Below are 15396 nucleotides of genomic sequence, written 5' to 3'. Positions count from 1 at the left end.
GGGACTTGCAGCGCGCAGTCGAAACGCACCGCACACTCTTGTTTGGCTGGCCGCAGCTGTCATCCTCTATCTGGCTGCGGCGGGCGAGATCACCAGCAATGTATGGAACTTGCACATCTTCCATGTGCCGGCCGCGATATTTGGGGCCACGGCGCGCTTCTTCTGGCAAAGCTTTCATCTAAGACAACCCCGGCGGTCGTGCTCCGCTTGATCTGCATCGTGGTCGTCGCTGTGGGCTGGTCGACCCTTCCCCCTCGTCAGGACGATGAAGAAGCCAATCGCCATGAAGGGCAAGCTGCTTGACGAGGAACTGGCGCGGCTGGCGAAACCGGGCGACCTTGTCGTCGCCATCGCGCCCGAGGGCCGGCGATCCCGTCGCGGTCTAATACAGCAGGGCGCGCGGATGGGTGTTTCCACCCGGCGGAGGCGATTCCGAATGGTCGAAATTCGTCGCCAATGACGCCACGGCGATCGGGCAGCTCGAGGACCTGCGCGGCAGAGGGCGGATCTGTTCGGCGTGGCGAAGAACGCCGCCGACAAGCAGGATCTACGGTTCATCGAGCATCATGTCGGCGTCATCGATTATCTGAACAAGACCGCAACCAAGCTTGTGGATTCGGATGATTTGCTGGTCTACAGAATTACCCATCCATGAACGTCACGACAATTGGGGGCACGGGATTTGGGCAGGGTATGACCCCGGCCGCGGTATTTTCACGGTGACGATGATCATGTTTTTCGTCTTTTAAAATCAGAGAGATCGCCGGATTTCAATCGCGCCACGAATAAGCCGCAACAAATGCCGCCCGCCGCCGCAATTCGGTCGCGAGCGCGCCGAGATCGAAGCTGCATCATTCCCTCATCCAAAATTGGTTATTGAGGGTAGGCCAATGTTTCTGGAAGATGAGTTCGCCATTGGGCGCATGCGCATGCGCCGGATCTCCATTTCATGTCTTGTCGCCGTCACCGCCTTTGTCGCCTGCATCGCTGCGATGCTGGGGCTTGCCTCTGCCGCCCGCGCCGAGACGCGGCAGGCATCCGGCCAGCTCGCGGCCCTTCTACGGCCGAACGACGTCAATAGCGGCTCGCTGCTCTTCCCGTCGAAGGAACCGGGCTTTTATGTCGAAGCGCCGCGGCTGAAGACCGACGTCGCAATCGCTGTTTCCGGCCCGATCGCCAGGGTGAAGGTGACCCAGCGTTTCCAGAACCCGAGCCAGGGCTGGGTCGAGGGCACCTACGTCTTCCCGCTGCCGGACAATTCCGCCGTCGATGCGCTGAAGATGCAGATCGGCGAACGCTTCATCGAAGGCCAGATCAAGCCGCGCCAGGAAGCCCGCGAGATCTACGAGCAGGCCAAGGCTGAGGGCAAGAAGACAGCGCTGCTCGAACAGCAACGGCCGAACATCTTCACCAACCAGGTCGCCAATATCGGTCCCGGCGAAGAGATCGTCGTGCAGATCGAATATCAGCAGACGGTCCACCAGTCCGGCGGCGAATTCTCGCTGCGTTTCCCGATGGTCGTCGCGCCGCGCTACAATCCGGCGCCGATCGTCCAGACCGTCGAGTTCAACAACGGTGCCGGCTTCGCAACACCGAGAGACCCGGTGGAAAATCGCGAGAAGATCGAAGCCCCGGTGCTCGATCCGCGCGAGAATGCCAAAATCAATCCGATCTCGTTGACAGTCAATCTCAAGGCTGGCTTCCCGCTCAGTGGAGTGAAGTCGTCCTTCCACGACGTCGATATCCGGGAGGACGGCGACCAGGCGAGAACGATCAGCCTGAAAGGAGACGCGGTTCCTGCCGACAAAGATTTCGAGCTCACCTGGAAAGCCGCTCCGGGCAAGACGCCAGGCGCCGGCCTCTTCCGCGAAGCGATTGATGGCAAGACCTATCTGCTTGCCTTCGTCACCCCGCCCACCGCGCCGGATGCGGCAGCGCCGGCAAAACGCGAAGTGGTCTTCGTCATCGACAATTCCGGCTCCATGTCCGGCCAGTCGATCGAGCAGGCAAGACAAAGCTTGGCGCTTGCCATCTCCAGATTGAACCCGGACGACCGCTTCAACGTCATCCGTTTCGACGATACGATGACCGACTATTTCAACGGCCTCGTCGCCGCTACTCCCGATAACCGCGAAAAGGCCATCGCTTACGTCCGGAGCCTGAACGCCGATGGCGGCACGGAAATGCTGCCGGCGCTCGAGGATGCACTTCGCAACCAAGGCCCCGTCGCAACCGGCGCTCTGCGCCAGGTCGTCTTCCTGACGGATGGCGCGATCGGCAACGAAAAACAGCTCTTCCAGGAAATCACCGCAAACCACGGCGATGCCCGCGTATTCACCGTCGGCATCGGCTCGGCGCCGAACACTTATTTCATGACCAAAGCCGCCGAGGTCGGCCGCGGCACCTTCACCCAGATTGGCTCGACCGACCAGGTGGCAAGCCGCATGAGCGAACTCTTCGCCAAGCTGCAGAACCCCGCAATGACCGATATCGCCGCAACCTTCGAAGGCATCGAAGCCGAGGATATCACGCCGAACCCGATGCCCGACCTCTATAGCGGCGAGCCCGTCGTTCTGACTGCGGAATTGCCGCAGGAAAAGCCTACCGGCAAGCTGCAGATCGTCGGCAAGACAGGCAACCAGCCCTGGCGCGTCGAGATGGATATCGCCAATGCCGCAGACGGCAACGGCATTTCCAAGCTCTGGGCGCGACGCAAGATCGACGATTTCGAGGCCCGTGCCTATGAGCGCCAGGACCCCGCGGCACTCGACAAGGACATCGAGACGGTGGCGCTCGCCCACCACCTCGTCTCGCGCGTCACCAGTCTGGTCGCCGTCGACGTCACGCCGTCGCGGCCGGCAACCGAACCGCTCGGCTCGACGAAGCTGCCGCTCAACCTCCCCGAAGGTTGGGACTTCGGAAAGGTCTTCGGCGAAAATGCTGTCCCTTCTGGCGGCGCCGAACGCCATGGCGCGGCCACGCCGGTTGGAAGAGCCGAACCGCAACGGACCGCAGCCGCAACCCAGGATCTCGCCGCATCGCCCGAGATCGCCAACTTGATGGCCGCGGCGCCGACGGCGAAAGCCGCCATGCTGATCGCGCAGAAGAGCTCAACCGTGAACTTGCCGCAGACGGCGACTCGCGCCGACGAGCAGATCATGCGCGGGCTCACCATGCTGCTGCTGGCGCTGGCGGCGGCGAGCGGGCTCGCCATCTGGCGCCGCCGCCTCAAGGGTCTCGTCACTGCCGGAGCCAAGCGCGATGGCTTCTAGCAACAATCAGGAAGCGGCCGAATTCGAGCCGCTTCCGACCTATCTGGAACTCGCCATGGCCGCCGCCACGGCCCACGACATGCCGAAGGCACGGAGGAGAAAGGGTTTCTTCCTCTGGCGTCTTTCGCCGATCGAAAAGACGATCGCCTTCGCCATTGCCGGTCTTGCTTTCTACGGCTTGACGCTGATCGGCGACGGCCTCCTGCTGAAGGCGAAGGCAGAAATCTCTCAGGTCCTGCTGAAGCGTGCTTTTGCCGCCGAACTGAGCGGCAAGGAGACGAAACCCTGGCCTTGGGCCGATTTCATCACTGAAGCGAGGGTGCGTGCGCCGCGCCTCGGCAAGGAGGCGATCGTGCTTTCCGGCGCCTCCGGCCAAGCGCTCGCCTTCGGTCCGGCCTGGCTCGCCAATACACCGCAGCCGGGCGACGAAGGCACCTCCGTCATCGCCGCCCATCGCGACACCCATTTCCGCTGGCTGCAATATATAAGGCCGGGCGATACGATCGAAGTTACCCGCCGCGACGGCAAGCTATTGACATTCAAGGCCGGCGAAGGCCGCGTTGCCCCCTGGGACGCGAGCGGCATCGACCCCTCCTCCGATGGCCGCCGCCTTGTACTGACCACCTGCTGGCCTTTCGATGCGACCGAACGCGGGCCGCTGCGCTACATCCTCGAAGCCGAACTGGTCGATGGTAACGCGGCCGGCTCCGTTCAACCGGCAAACACAAAGCCGTTATTACAGACAGACTGAGGCTTGAAGCTCTGCCCTGCCCACTCCACGTTCCGGATGGAGAGACGACGGGGAAGCAAATGACAAGAATATCCGCCTTCCATTTCGCCGCGACGCTGATTCTTTTCGGCGCCACTTCGGCCAATGCGGCCGATACCGTCAACACGCAGGGTCCTACGGTTCGCGTCGAAAAACTGGCCGATGGTCTCGAACACCCCTGGGCGGTCGAAGTGTTGCCCGACGGCGCCTATCTCGTCACCGAGCGGCCGGGCCGCATACGTATCATCCGCAATGGCAAGCTTTCCGAGCCGATCGGCAACGTGCCCAAAGTGAATGCCCGCGGCCAGGGCGGTCTTATGGACGTGGCGCTTGCCACGGACTTTGTCGCGAGCAGAAAACTCTATTTCACCGCCGCCATCGCCAACAAGCAGGGCTCCGGCACCGAGGCCTTCAGCGCGACGCTATCTCCTGACGAAAAGACGCTTGAGGCGGTGACGCCGATTTTCACCATGAAGCGCTTCACCTCAGGCAACATCCAATATGGCGCGCGTATCGCGATTGCCCCTGACGGCACGCTGTTCATCAGTGTCGGCGACCGCGGCGACCGCGACCGCTCGCAGGACTGGCAGGACGATGCCGGCTCGATCGTTCACATCAATGCCGACGGCAGCGTCCCCGCCGACAATCCGTTCAAGGACGGTGGCAAGGCGCTGCCGGAGATCTGGTCGAAGGGCCACCGGAACCCGCAGGGCATCTCTTTCGATGCCAAGGACGGCAAGCTCTACACCGTCGAGCATGGCGCACGCGGCGGCGACGAGATCAATCGGATCGAAGCCCGCAAGAATTATGGCTGGCCGATCATCACCTACGGCCGTGACTATTCGGGCGCCGAGATCGGCGAAGGCACCGCCAAAAAAGGGCTGGAGCAGCCGCTGCACTATTGGGATCCTTCGATCGCGCCCGGCGCGCTCGCTGTCTATCGCGGCGCCATGTTCCCGGAATGGGACGGCGACTTCCTCGTCGCGGCACTGAAATTCCAGCTGCTCTCGCGCATGCAGCGCGACGAGAGCGGCGCCTTCGTCGCCGAAGAGCGCTTGTTCGAAGGTGATTACGGCCGCATCCGCGACGTCATCGTGGCGCCCGATGGCGCGCTGCTGATGGTGACGGACGAGGACGACGGCGCGCTGCTCAGGGTCTCGCGCGCTCCGGCCAGCAATGGTTGAGCGATCACAGCGCGCTGCGCAATTCCTTGCGAATGACGAATTTCAGCCCCGACCAGGTCCCGTCGACAGCGCAGACCTTGATGTCGACCAGGCCAGTTGGCAGCAGGATCTCCCGCAGCACGTCTTCGGTGATATCGGTCGGCACGCGTGAACTCTTCTTCGGCCAGGAGATCCAGATCATGCCGTCGGGCTTTAGGACCCGCAAAAGCGTTGGCGCCGCCGCTTCCAGCACCATGCGCTCAGTGACAAATAGATGCACATAGTCAAACGCCCGAAAAAGCGTCTCGGGAAGCACGCGGACGACCGAAGCAAAACCGGCGAAACCAACGATGTCTTCGATCGTTTCGGGAACATCGAGAAGAGCGGCAGCCTGCCCATGCGCAAGCCCGAGCTTCCTGGCAAGCGGCGTACCGGAATAGCTTGCCGTTCCGGGTGCAGCCATGTCGCTCGCCGGCCGCTGTTTTTCGTGTTGCATGCCTCCACCTCCCCCATCAGCACCAAGTCTTCGCCCTTGCCTAGCGGAAAGGCAACTGCTAACCGCTCGGACACATCTCCCTTCCCTTGGAGGACGACATGACGCGCATTCAGGCGAATCTCCTCCTGTTGTTTGCCGCCGCCATCTGGGGCGGCGGATTCGTCGCACAATCGACGGCGATGAAGGCGATCGGCCCCTTCTGGTTCATCGCCCTGCGTTTTGCGGTTGCCACATTGGCCGTCTTGCCTTTCGTTCTTCTGGAAGCGCGCAAGGCAGAGGCGAAGACCAGCGCGCGCCATGCCAGGCTCTACGTCCTTACCGGCCTTGCCCTTTTCAGCGGCGCTGCCACCCAGCAGGTCGGCCTGCAGACGACGACGGTAACGAATTCCAGCTTCATCACCGGCCTCTATGTCGTCTTCGTGCCGCTCATTGCCGTGTTCTTCCTGCGCCGTGCCCCGCATTGGATCATCTGGCCGGGCGCGCTGATGGCGCTCGCCGGCATCTATCTCCTATCCGGCGGTCATCTTTCGGCGCTCACCTCAGGCGATCTCCTGACCGTGGTCTGCGCCGTCTTCTGGGCGATCCAGATCACCCTTGCCGGCACGACCGTCTCCGAGAACGGAAGGCCACTCGCGCTGGCGGCCACGCAATTTGCCGTTACCACTGTCTTCGGGCTGGCCATTGCCGCAACGGTCGAACCGATCAGCCTTTCCGCGATTTGGTCCGCAGGACCCGAGATCCTTTATGTCGGCATCTTCTCGTCCGGTCTGGCCTTCGTGCTGCAGGTAATCGCGCAGCGCTACACGACGCCGTCGCAGGCGGCGATCTTCCTTTCGTCCGAAGCGCTCTTCGGTGCATCGCTCGCAGCCCTGATTCTCGGTGAGTCGATGCCGGCGACAGGATATACAGGTTGTGCGCTAATGTTTATCGCTATGCTTGTAGTCGAGATCGTCCCCGGATTTGCTCGCCGCCGCTTGACAGCCGTCTGAACACGCCTCCAAATATGGGTGGACGCTGGATTTGGAAAAATATTTTAGGAACCCGCAAGGCCCGTTTACGTTGCATTTTTGGCAAAATCTGCCCGAAACTTACATTGCGGACGATATGAATCGTTAATCATCCTCCGTTCGCGACGGAAATTTTGCGTTTTTGCGCAAACCAGATGTCGGGAGCAGTGTGCCCGGAAGGACACGTTAAAAAACTTTTGCTTGCCAAAATCCCTTAAACGCAGCACTCTCGGCTCGTTCGGGCATTTTGCGAGCATGGGAAGTCCTTAAGTATTTGCGCGCCGGGAACGCTAATATTCCGGTCAGCCGGTTCCAGAAAAAGCAGGCGAAAGTCCTGCTTGGAACAGGCCGAGGTAGAGGGGACCTTTTTCTCACATTTCAAGACTTGCCTGCTAACGCCTCCCGCAAGGAGGCAATGCTATGATGCTGCCCGTGTGGATGGCGGGCAGAGAGAAAAGGACCTGACGCATGGCCGAGACTGGCACTGTAAAATTCTTCAATACCGACAAGGGCTTCGGCTTCATCAAGCCGGACCGGGGCGGCGCCGATATCTTCGTTCACATTTCTGCCGTACAGGCCTCCGGGCTGGCCGGTTTGACGGAAAACCAGAAGGTAAGCTTCGACACGGAGCCGGATCGCCGCGGCAAGGGCCCCAAGGCTGTCAATCTGCAGATTGCCGGCTGAGCCCTTAACTAGGCTGTCGAATTCGAGTTGAAGCCCGGCAGCAATGCCGGGTTTTGTCGTTCAGCCTTCGTTCAGCTAGAAATCTCTAGGACTGACACCATCGAGAAGGAGCCGGAGTTCGGTTTCCGAGATTGGGACTTGATGGTTATGAACAGGCTCGCCAAAACTCTTCTGCTGACGGCAACGGCTGCCGCGCTTACTCTCTCCGTCATCGGCGACGCCTCGGCCGGCGACCGCCACTGGCGCCATCATAACAACAACGACGCCTTGGTCGGCGGCGCTGTCGGCCTCGCCACCGGTCTGATCGTCGGCTCGGCCATCGCCAACGCCAATAACGGCCCTGTTTACGACGAACCCCGCTACATCGACCCGCCTTACGAGCCGGGATATTACGAGCCTGCTCCGGTCTATCGCGCCCCGCGCCGCGTCTATGTCGAGCAGCCGCAGTATGTCGAACAGCCGAGATATTATGCGCCCGTCCGCACCTCGGTGGAGCCCTGGTCACCGCAATGGGAGCGTTACTGCTCCTACCGCTACCGCTCCTTCGATCCGCGCAGCGGCACCTATATCGGCAATGACGGCCGCAGCCATTTCTGCACTGCAGGCTGATTGTTCAAAATTCCTGATACAAAGCGCCGCTCCTCAGCGGCGCTTTTGTTTTTTGCCGAGTTTAGGCGGTCTTCTTTTCCCAAGGCATTAGGCCCGCTTCGGCATCCGGGTCAAAATCAGTCGAGACGCTGACGGCACGCCATTCTCGATCGGCCTCGATGCGCGCCGCATCCGCTTTCTCGACATTGCGAACCGCATCGCTGCCGAGCAGCAACCGGAACGGCGGTTGTTCGAGCCCTGAAATGTGGATGACGACCGCAGCCGCCTTGGCAGGATCGCCAGGTTGACGGCCGTCATATTCACGCTGGAAGCGCACTGTGGCGCCGACCGTTTCCGCATAGTTCGCTCGCCCCTCGGCCAGCACCGTCGAGGCACCGGCAAAATCCGTTCTGAAGCCGCCCGGCTCGATCACCGTCACCCTGATGCCGAATGGCGCGATCTCTTTCGACAACACCTCCGAGAAGCCCTCGACGGCGAATTTGGCTGCCGAATAGGCGCCGCGTCCAGCCGGTCCGATACGGCCACCAACGGATGAGAACTGGATGATATGGCCCGCACCCTGTTCGCGCATCAGGGCGATCACCGCCTTGGTCATGATAACAGTGCCGAACAGGTTGGTCTCGATCTGGGCCCGGAAATCGGCAAGGCTGGTATCCTCGATCGGGCCGACATTGCCGTAGCCGGCATTGTTGACAAGCACGTCGATACGGCCGAACCGCTTCACGCCAGCTTCCACCGCGGCAGCTGCCGCCTGCTCGTCGGTCACGTCAAGCGCCAGCGTCAGCACCTGACTGCGGTACAGTTCGGAAAGAACGGCAAGCTGAGCGGGATCGCGCGCCGTCGCCACCAGATTGTCGCCGGCTGCCAGAACCGCCTCCGCCAGCGCCCGACCGAGACCACGCGAACTGCCTGTAATCAACCACACCTTCGACATCGGTAACCTCTCCTTGATTGGTTCCCGGAGCATGTAGGTCGTATTGTTTCCATTCGAAAGAAGGTACCAGTATGATCTATACACACCCTGAGGTAACTGGGAATGGCCGGCGAAATGTTCGATTTCTGTTGCAACATGACCGACGAGCAGGATGCGCGGGCGCGCGCCTTGATCGAGCGGGCGGCGGCGAAATGGCCGCTGCGCATCCTGCACGTCTTGTCCGATGCCGGCGCGCCCTTACGCTTCTCGCGCCTCATGGAGCGGGTTGAGGGCATCAGCCAGAAAGTGCTGACTCAGACGCTGCGCACGCTCGAAAACGACGGCCTCATTATTCGCACGCTCTATCCCGAGATTCCACCGCGCGTCGAATATGAATTGACGCCGCTCGGCCGCAATCTGCTCATGCAGGTTGTCACTCTCTGGCGCTGGATCGTCGAGCGCCTGGATGAGTTCGATGCGCGCAAGGCCGTGAAGCTGACGGCAACGGACATTTAAGCGGGAATGCGGATCGTCGCCCTCAAGCCTCCGAGTGGACTGTCGCCGAGCGTGACGTTGCCCCCATGGCTGCGCGCAATATCACGGGCGATCGCAAGACCGAGGCCAGTGCCCGATGCATCGAGGTTGCGGGCCGTGTCCAGCCGAAAGAACGGCTTGAACACGTCTTCGCGATTCTTTTCCGGAATGCCCGGCCCGTCATCGTCAAAAATAACAGTCAGCCACTTGGCATTGTGCTTGGCCTCGATGTCGAGCCTGTCGGCATAACGGCGCGCGTTCGAGGCAAGGTTGGTGACGAGACGCGTGAACGCATTCGGTCTGACGGAAATGTCGTCGTCGCCCTCGATCGAATAGCTGAACCTTTTACGATGCAGGACGAAATCGGATTCCAGCTTGGCGAAGATCTCGCTGAGCTTCAGTTCGCCAACATCCTCTTCGACCTCGCCGCGGGCGAAGGCCATGTAGGCTTCCAGCATCGTCTGCATATCATTGACGTCGTCGTTCAGGCCATGCAGGTCGGGATTGTCGCCGGCGAGCGCCAGTTGCAGCTTGAAGCGGGTGAGAATGGTGCGCAGATCGTGGCTGACGCCGGAAAGCATCGCCGTGCGCTGCTCGATCTGCCGTTCGATGCGTTCACGCATCAGAATGAAAGCAAGGCCGGCGCGCCTGACCTCGTCGGCGCCGCGCGGATAGAAATTGTCGGGCTTCTGCCCTTTGCCGAAGCTTTCGGCAGCCCGGGCCAGCATCAGGATCGGCCGAATCTGTCCGCGCAGGAAGAGGATCGAGATGCCGATCAGCACCAGCGACGTGCCGACCATCCAGACGATGAAGATATGGGTGTTTGAGGCATAGGTCTGACTGCGTTTGGCCAGCACCCGCAGTATCTTGTTCTCGAGCTTGATGCGGATTTCGACGAGATTCGAGTTACCAACCGTGTCGATCCAGAAAGGCCGGTGAATCTCATCGGTGATCTCATCGCTGAGAATGCCGTCAAGGATCGAGAAGAAGGGCTTGACGCGCGGCGGCGGCAGATCGCCGTCCGGCTCGATCGAAATCTGCAAGTTGAGCTGATCGCGCGCGATGCGGATGATCTCGCTATAGTCCGAATTCTGCGGATAGGTCTCGACGATCTCGATAATCGCGGCGATGTCGCGGGTGACGGCGAGCGACAGCCGTTCGGTCACCATTTGCCAGTGACGCTCCATGAAGACGGCGGCCACGACGGATTGCAGCAGCACCATCGGGATGATGATGATCAGCAGTGAGCGCGCGTAGAGTCCGGTGGGCAATCGGCGCCGCAGCCAGCGGACGATCCAGCGCCAGCCCGCCGCCGGAGCGCGGTCTTCCCGCCGCAAACTGTCCATTGTCACCATCGTCGGTCCCGGCCGTTCAGAGCACGATGCGGGAAAGTGTGAACGTCATCGGCATCATGCTCCACTTCTCAAATCTAGTCGATGCTCAGCCTGTATCCGATGCCGCGAACCGTCTGCAGCCAGACGGGGTTGGCCGGATCCTCCTCGATCTTGCGCCTGAGCCGGTTGATCTGCACGTCGATCGTCCGCTCGCCGACCTCGGTGTCATTGCCGATCAGTTCGTGACGGGGGATGGTGTCACCGGCGCGCCGCGCAAAGAGCAGCATGATTTCCTGCTCGCGATCGGTAAGCCGGATCACCTCACTGGCTTTCTTCAGCTCCTTGCGGGTCAAGGAGAAAGTGTAGGGCCCGAACATGACCTGTTCAATCTTCAGCCCCTCACCGCCAGCGTTGCGGCGCAGGATATTGTTGATGCGCAGGACCAGCTCGCGCGGATCGAAGGGTTTTGAGAGATAATCGTCGGCGCCGGCCTCGAGGCCTTCGATGCGGTTGCCCGATTCCGCCAGCGCCGTCAGCATGATGATCGGCACATTCTTGATGGCCCGAAGCCCGCGGGTGACGTCTATGCCGGATTCGCCCGGCATCATCACATCCATGATGATGAGATCGAAATCGAGACCGGCAAGTTTGCGCTGCGCCTCGGCGCCGTCGGCCGCGACAGTGACGCGAAAGCCGTTCTCCGCGAGATAACGATTGAGCAGCGCGCGGATGCGGGAGTCATCGTCGACCACCAGCAGATGCGCCGCATCGTCGGAAATACCTGTCCTGACCGCCATTCAATCCGCCTTCTTTCTGTCCCGCATGCCTCCGAGGAAGGCCTTCACGCCCTCCCGCTCCTGCGCAGAGGCTCCTTCGAATGCCCGCTCAATGCGGCGCGATTGCGGCTCTGCAAGGGCAAGCGCCAGCTCGCGGCCCGATTTCGTCGGATAAAGCTTGCGCTGCCGCCGATCCTCAGGACCGGCCACCTGGCGAATATAGCCTGAGTCGATCAGCTGTTTCAGCACCCTTGCAAGACTCTGCTTGGTGATCTTCAGTGTGTCGAGAAGATCAGCCACCGTCATGCCCGGATTGCGGTTGACGAAATGCACGACGCGGTGATGCGCCCGGCCGAAGCCGCTCTTCTCGAGGATGGCGTCAGGATCGGAAACGAAGTCGCGATAGGCGAAGAAGAACAGTTCGATGATCTCGAAATCGATACCGCCTGTATCTTCCATCGGCGTGGCCAACGGCTCCGGCTTGCCTGCTTTCAGACCGGTCTGTCGTGACACTCGGCATTTCCTTTCTCGTTCCGCATGTTGCGGGAAACTATCCGCAAAATATAGATCAGTATTGTTGGCATAAATTTACGCGGCTGCCAGCTTTGCCGAACTTTCGTGGGAGCCCCCAGCTTCTCAGTTTCCCTGACACTTCTTTTGGAAACCAAGGTCCGCCGGAATTTCCGACCGCAATAAGTAATTCCCTTACCGCCTGTGGATAAAACGTAATGGGGACAACAATCAACAGGCAGGGCGCGTTAAGCGCCGGAGAAGGTTTGGGATCGCCTGGCATCGAGGTGATCGAGGGCGCGATCCGGCCGGAGGAACTGCCTGATTTCAGCGAATGTTTCCGGTTCGGTCGCACCGGTTAGGCCGCGGAAGCAACGCCGGTCTCTAAGAGGCCGAACTCTTAATATATTATTATCTTCTCATACAAAGAAAGAAAGCTGGGAAAATCCATCCTTGCGGGATTGAGGCGGGAGGAGGAATTGCCCGGACGAGGCGGCCTGCCGACCGCCTCGTTTCGGATTTCCCGATGATCTTACTGATAGACGTAGACGATCCGACGCGTACCTGGATCGACCAGCACCGGCCGGTCGTTGATCCTTGTGTAGCGGTATTCATAGTCCGGAATCGTCTCGAAAGTCACGTCGGCAGGCACTTCCGCGCCGACGACCACATCGCCGCCAAGCCGGACTGTCTCGGTCGGATTGGTCTCGATGTAGGTCCGCACCGTCTCCGGCGGAGTGATCGTTTCGACGGCTCCAACGGGGCCGATCAATTCATCGCCCGGCGCCGGCTGTGGGTCAGCCGGGACAACGCTGGCGGTCGACTCGTAGGTCACGACGGGAACGCCGATCTCGGCGCGATGCTGCTCGACGATAACCTGGTTGCCGCCGTAGTCCATCTGCAGATAATCCGCATAGACCCAGCCGCGCATGCCATTGACGTCGACACGGCACCAGCGGCTGCCCTCGATACAGCCGTCGAGCACCGCGGTCGAGCCGCGGGTGGCAAGGCCGACTGCCGGATATTGCGGGCCCGGACCGGCGCGGACGTTGAGATCGTTGACCGTGGTCGCCACCATCTCCGCCTGCGCCAGACCGCCGCTCGCCAGGAGCACGGCTCCAGCCAATAGGATGTTTCTCGTCAAGGTCATGTGAGCGTCTCCTTGGTTTCGATGGCCGGACAACGCGCGGCGTTCTACGATGTTCCCACGCGCCCCGACCCGACAAAACAACACCTGTAAATACGCGCTGGCAAGCAATTGAAAAATCATAACAAAACTGGATTTCCCCGATGGGCCTAACGGTGGAAGGGACGTATAAACTTGTGTTGCAGTGGGTCTTGCTGCCGTGAAACACGCGTCAAAAGCCGAAGATTTCGGCTGTCCTCGACGCCGTTTCAGACTATACCCTGAGCACCCGAGACACCCAAGCGAGGCACTTATGGGCATGCTCCAGGCCGGCATCATTCCGGTGACACCCTTTCAGCAGAACTGCACGGTCTTCTTCGATCCCGATACCCGGGAAGGCGTCGTCGTCGATCCGGGCGGCGACGTGCCGCTGATCCTTCAGGCGATTGAGAACGGCGAGCTGACCATCAAGGAAATCTGGCTGACGCACGGTCATCTAGACCATGCCGGCGGCGCCAGGGAGCTGAAGGAAGCGCTCGGCGTCGACATCGTCGGCCCGCATCAGGACGACCTGCCGCTGCTGCAGCGGATTGAGACCCAGGCCGCGACATACGGCATATCCGGATTGCGCAATGTTCTGCCGGACCGCTGGCTGAAGAACGGCGACAAGGTCTCCTTCGGCGCCCACGAATTCGAGGTCTATCACACGCCCGGCCACGCCCCCGGCCACGTAATCTATTTCAACCGCGCGCAGAATTTCGCCCATCTCGGCGACGTGCTCTTCAACGGCTCGATCGGCCGCACCGACCTGCCGGGCGGCAATCATCAGCAGCTGCTGGATTCGATCCGCGACAAGGTCCTGCCGCTCGGCGACGACGTTGGCTTCATCTGCGGCCACGGGCCCGGCAGCCGCATCGGCGACGAACGGCGAAGCAATCCGTTTCTGCAGGAAATCAGGCCTCGCTGAGCATCCAATGCAGACACATCAGGCACCACCCGGCAGAACGATGTGAGCCGATACTCACATCATCTTCCTGCCGTTCGGCACCGGCTGTTCGACCGCCGCAAGCACGATCGCGCCATTCTCGTCCTCGAATCCCAGCGTCAGCACTTCCGAACGGAACGGCCCGATCTGCCGCGGCGGGAAGTTGACGACGCCGAGCACCTGCCGGCCGATCAGGGTTTCCAGCGTATAATGCACGGTGATTTGCGCCGAGGATTTCTTGATGCCGATCTCAGGGCCGAAATCGATGAGCAGCTTGAAAGCCGGCTTGCGCGCCTCCGGAAAGGGGCTCGCTTCGATGATCGTACCGACACGGATGTCGACACGCTCGAAATCGGCGTAGCTGATCTCTTCCGCCATGTGGTTCTTCCTCAGCCGGCCAGTTCCTCGGCCCGCTTGCGCGCTGCCGCGAGCGCCTTATCGAACAGGGGCTGCATGCCGTTCTCCGCCATCAGCACGGCGAGCGCCGCCGCCGTCGTGCCGCCGGGAGACGTCACATTCTGGCGCAGCCGCGAAGCATCGTCGGGGGACTGGTGCAAGAGTTCACCAGCCCCCGCGACCGTTTCCCGCGCAAGACGCATGGCGAGGTCCGCCTGCAGGCCGAGCTTTCGGCCTGCCTCCGCCATACATTCGACGAGATAGAATACATAAGCCGGGCCACTGCCGGAAAGCGCCGTCACGGCATCGATATCGGCCTCGGCAGGCACCCATTCGACCGGGCCGGAGACGCTGAGAAGGGCATGGACGCGTTCGCGCTGCGGATTGCTGACCCCTGAATTGGCAAAGGCCCCCGTCACACCGCGGCCGACCATAGCCGGCGTGTTCGGCATGGCTCGCACCATGGCGGCTTTGCCGAGATGTCTTTCGAGAAAACCGAGCGTCTTGCCGGCTGCGACCGAGACAACGACCGTCGCCGGTCCGACGGCGCTCTTCACCGCCGGCAACACCGTCTCCATCACCTGCGGCTTGACCGCGAGGAATAAGACACTCGCCTTCAATTCCGCAGGGACCGTGGTCAGATGCATCGCACCGGCTTCCTTGATCGTCGCCAGCATCGCCGACGAGGGGCCGGGATCCACAACGATGACGGCCGAACCCGGAACGCCGCTCTTCAGCCAGCCGGAGAGCATGGCTCCGCCCATGTTTCCGGCGCCGATCAGCACGATGGGATTTGCCGAGGAGAAAGCCTTCGCTGGCATC

At 61.2% G+C, this 15396-nt stretch carries 15 protein-coding genes and 2 pseudogenes; 9 read left to right on the top strand and 8 right to left on the bottom strand.

Annotated elements, in window-relative coordinates:
• Positions 1 to 40: 40 nt before the first annotated feature.
• From HJB91_RS18415 to HJB91_RS18395, 4 genes and pseudogenes are all read left to right on the top strand, one after another.
• Positions 41 to 655 (top strand): annotated as a pseudogene (locus HJB91_RS18415) (glycosyl transferase); the annotation flags it as partial.
• A gap of 235 nt (positions 656 to 890) precedes the next feature.
• The gene (locus tag HJB91_RS18405; RefSeq protein ID WP_221146977.1) at positions 891 to 3272 is read left to right on the top strand and encodes a marine proteobacterial sortase target protein; all 2382 of its coding nucleotides are present in this window, start codon (positions 891 to 893) and stop codon (positions 3270 to 3272) included.
• The gene (locus HJB91_RS18400) at positions 3262 to 4023 is read left to right on the top strand and encodes a class GN sortase (RefSeq protein WP_210630492.1); all 762 of its coding nucleotides are present in this window, start codon (positions 3262 to 3264) and stop codon (positions 4021 to 4023) included. The genes HJB91_RS18405 and HJB91_RS18400 overlap by 11 nt, the downstream gene beginning before the upstream one ends.
• Positions 4024 to 4082: 59 nt before the next feature.
• The gene (locus tag HJB91_RS18395) at positions 4083 to 5225 is read left to right on the top strand and encodes a PQQ-dependent sugar dehydrogenase (RefSeq protein WP_221155670.1); all 1143 of its coding nucleotides are present in this window, start codon (positions 4083 to 4085) and stop codon (positions 5223 to 5225) included.
• Positions 5226 to 5229: 4 nt separating this feature from the next.
• Here HJB91_RS18395 and HJB91_RS18390 read toward each other — a convergent pair whose 3' ends face one another.
• Positions 5230 to 5700 (bottom strand): DUF3052 domain-containing protein, encoded by a 471-nt coding sequence (locus HJB91_RS18390; RefSeq protein ID WP_221155667.1) that lies wholly within the window; start codon positions 5698 to 5700, stop codon positions 5230 to 5232.
• 98 nt (positions 5701 to 5798) lie between these two features.
• On the opposite strand from HJB91_RS18390, the gene HJB91_RS18385 reads away from it, so the two are divergent.
• The 3 genes from HJB91_RS18385 to HJB91_RS18375 all read left to right on the top strand — a co-directional run bounded on the left by HJB91_RS18385 (position 5799) and on the right by HJB91_RS18375 (position 8000).
• Complete coding sequence (locus HJB91_RS18385) at positions 5799 to 6689, top strand: DMT family transporter (RefSeq protein ID WP_221155666.1); 891 nt, start codon at positions 5799 to 5801, stop codon at positions 6687 to 6689.
• Positions 6690 to 7175: 486 nt separating this feature from the next.
• Positions 7176 to 7391 (top strand): cold-shock protein, encoded by a 216-nt coding sequence (locus tag HJB91_RS18380; protein WP_003561293.1) that lies wholly within the window; start codon positions 7176 to 7178, stop codon positions 7389 to 7391.
• A 147-nt stretch (positions 7392 to 7538) separates the two neighbouring features.
• The gene (locus HJB91_RS18375; protein ID WP_210630488.1) at positions 7539 to 8000 is read left to right on the top strand and encodes a BA14K family protein; all 462 of its coding nucleotides are present in this window, start codon (positions 7539 to 7541) and stop codon (positions 7998 to 8000) included.
• A gap of 61 nt (positions 8001 to 8061) precedes the next feature.
• Here the strand turns inward: HJB91_RS18375 and HJB91_RS18370 are convergent, their stop codons facing one another.
• Positions 8062 to 8934: an oxidoreductase gene (locus HJB91_RS18370; RefSeq protein WP_210630487.1), complete on the bottom strand. Its 873-nt coding sequence runs from the start codon at positions 8932 to 8934 to the stop codon at positions 8062 to 8064.
• Between the two features lie 71 nt (positions 8935 to 9005).
• On the opposite strand from HJB91_RS18370, the pseudogene HJB91_RS18365 reads away from it, so the two are divergent.
• A pseudogene (locus HJB91_RS18365) lies at positions 9006 to 9429 on the top strand (winged helix-turn-helix transcriptional regulator).
• Here HJB91_RS18365 and HJB91_RS18360 read toward each other — a convergent pair.
• The 4 genes from HJB91_RS18360 to HJB91_RS18345 form a co-directional block, all read right to left on the bottom strand.
• The gene (locus HJB91_RS18360) at positions 9426 to 10802 is read right to left on the bottom strand and encodes an ATP-binding protein (RefSeq protein WP_210630485.1); all 1377 of its coding nucleotides are present in this window, start codon (positions 10800 to 10802) and stop codon (positions 9426 to 9428) included. The pseudogene HJB91_RS18365 and the gene HJB91_RS18360 overlap by 4 nt on opposite strands.
• A 74-nt stretch (positions 10803 to 10876) precedes the next feature.
• Positions 10877 to 11578 (bottom strand): response regulator, encoded by a 702-nt coding sequence (locus HJB91_RS18355; RefSeq protein ID WP_210630484.1) that lies wholly within the window; start codon positions 11576 to 11578, stop codon positions 10877 to 10879.
• Positions 11579 to 12070 (bottom strand): MarR family winged helix-turn-helix transcriptional regulator, encoded by a 492-nt coding sequence (locus tag HJB91_RS18350; protein WP_210630483.1) that lies wholly within the window; start codon positions 12068 to 12070, stop codon positions 11579 to 11581.
• Positions 12071 to 12599: 529 nt separating this feature from the next.
• Positions 12600 to 13217, bottom strand: coding sequence for a DUF1236 domain-containing protein (locus HJB91_RS18345; RefSeq protein WP_221155664.1), 618 nt, complete (start codon positions 13215 to 13217; stop codon positions 12600 to 12602).
• A 289-nt stretch (positions 13218 to 13506) separates the two neighbouring features.
• On the opposite strand from HJB91_RS18345, the gene HJB91_RS18340 reads away from it, so the two are divergent.
• Positions 13507 to 14160 carry an MBL fold metallo-hydrolase gene (locus HJB91_RS18340; protein ID WP_221155662.1) on the top strand — a complete coding sequence of 218 codons (654 nt, stop codon included), beginning with the start codon at positions 13507 to 13509 and terminating at the stop codon, positions 14158 to 14160.
• Between the two features lie 54 nt (positions 14161 to 14214).
• Here HJB91_RS18340 and HJB91_RS18335 read toward each other — a convergent pair whose 3' ends face one another.
• On the bottom strand, positions 14215 to 14556 hold the full coding sequence (locus HJB91_RS18335) for a tRNA-binding protein (protein WP_221155661.1): 342 nt from the start codon (positions 14554 to 14556) through the stop codon (positions 14215 to 14217).
• A gap of 11 nt (positions 14557 to 14567) precedes the next feature.
• Complete coding sequence (gene proC, locus HJB91_RS18330) at positions 14568 to 15395, bottom strand: pyrroline-5-carboxylate reductase (protein ID WP_210630479.1); 828 nt, start codon at positions 15393 to 15395, stop codon at positions 14568 to 14570.
• Position 15396 lies beyond the last annotated feature (1 nt).

The organism is Rhizobium sp. NLR10b, from assembly GCF_019685435.1.
Taxonomy (GTDB): domain Bacteria; phylum Pseudomonadota; class Alphaproteobacteria; order Rhizobiales; family Rhizobiaceae; genus Rhizobium.
This window is presented reverse-complemented; position numbering and strand designations above follow the sequence as displayed.

Excerpts from the sequence above, each read along its gene's own strand:
- HJB91_RS18345 (WP_221155664.1), bottom strand. The coding sequence starts at position 13,217 with ATGACCTTGACGAGAAACATCCTATTGGCTGGAGCCGTGCTCCTGGCG.
- HJB91_RS18395 (WP_221155670.1), top strand. The coding sequence starts at position 4,083 with ATGACAAGAATATCCGCCTTCCATTTCGCCGCGACGCTGATTCTTTTC.
- HJB91_RS18360 (WP_210630485.1), bottom strand. The coding sequence starts at position 10,802 with ATGGTGACAATGGACAGTTTGCGGCGGGAAGACCGCGCTCCGGCGGCG.
- HJB91_RS18400 (WP_210630492.1), top strand. The coding sequence starts at position 3,262 with ATGGCTTCTAGCAACAATCAGGAAGCGGCCGAATTCGAGCCGCTTCCG.
- HJB91_RS18340 (WP_221155662.1), top strand. The coding sequence starts at position 13,507 with ATGGGCATGCTCCAGGCCGGCATCATTCCGGTGACACCCTTTCAGCAG.
- HJB91_RS18355 (WP_210630484.1), bottom strand. The coding sequence starts at position 11,578 with ATGGCGGTCAGGACAGGTATTTCCGACGATGCGGCGCATCTGCTGGTG.
- HJB91_RS18385 (WP_221155666.1), top strand. The coding sequence starts at position 5,799 with ATGACGCGCATTCAGGCGAATCTCCTCCTGTTGTTTGCCGCCGCCATC.
- HJB91_RS18380 (WP_003561293.1), top strand. The coding sequence starts at position 7,176 with ATGGCCGAGACTGGCACTGTAAAATTCTTCAATACCGACAAGGGCTTC.
- HJB91_RS18390 (WP_221155667.1), bottom strand. The coding sequence starts at position 5,700 with ATGCAACACGAAAAACAGCGGCCGGCGAGCGACATGGCTGCACCCGGA.
- HJB91_RS18375 (WP_210630488.1), top strand. The coding sequence starts at position 7,539 with ATGAACAGGCTCGCCAAAACTCTTCTGCTGACGGCAACGGCTGCCGCG.
- proC (WP_210630479.1), bottom strand. The coding sequence starts at position 15,395 with ATGCCAGCGAAGGCTTTCTCCTCGGCAAATCCCATCGTGCTGATCGGC.
- HJB91_RS18335 (WP_221155661.1), bottom strand. The coding sequence starts at position 14,556 with ATGGCGGAAGAGATCAGCTACGCCGATTTCGAGCGTGTCGACATCCGT.
- HJB91_RS18405 (WP_221146977.1), top strand. The coding sequence starts at position 891 with ATGTTTCTGGAAGATGAGTTCGCCATTGGGCGCATGCGCATGCGCCGG.
- HJB91_RS18370 (WP_210630487.1), bottom strand. The coding sequence starts at position 8,934 with ATGTCGAAGGTGTGGTTGATTACAGGCAGTTCGCGTGGTCTCGGTCGG.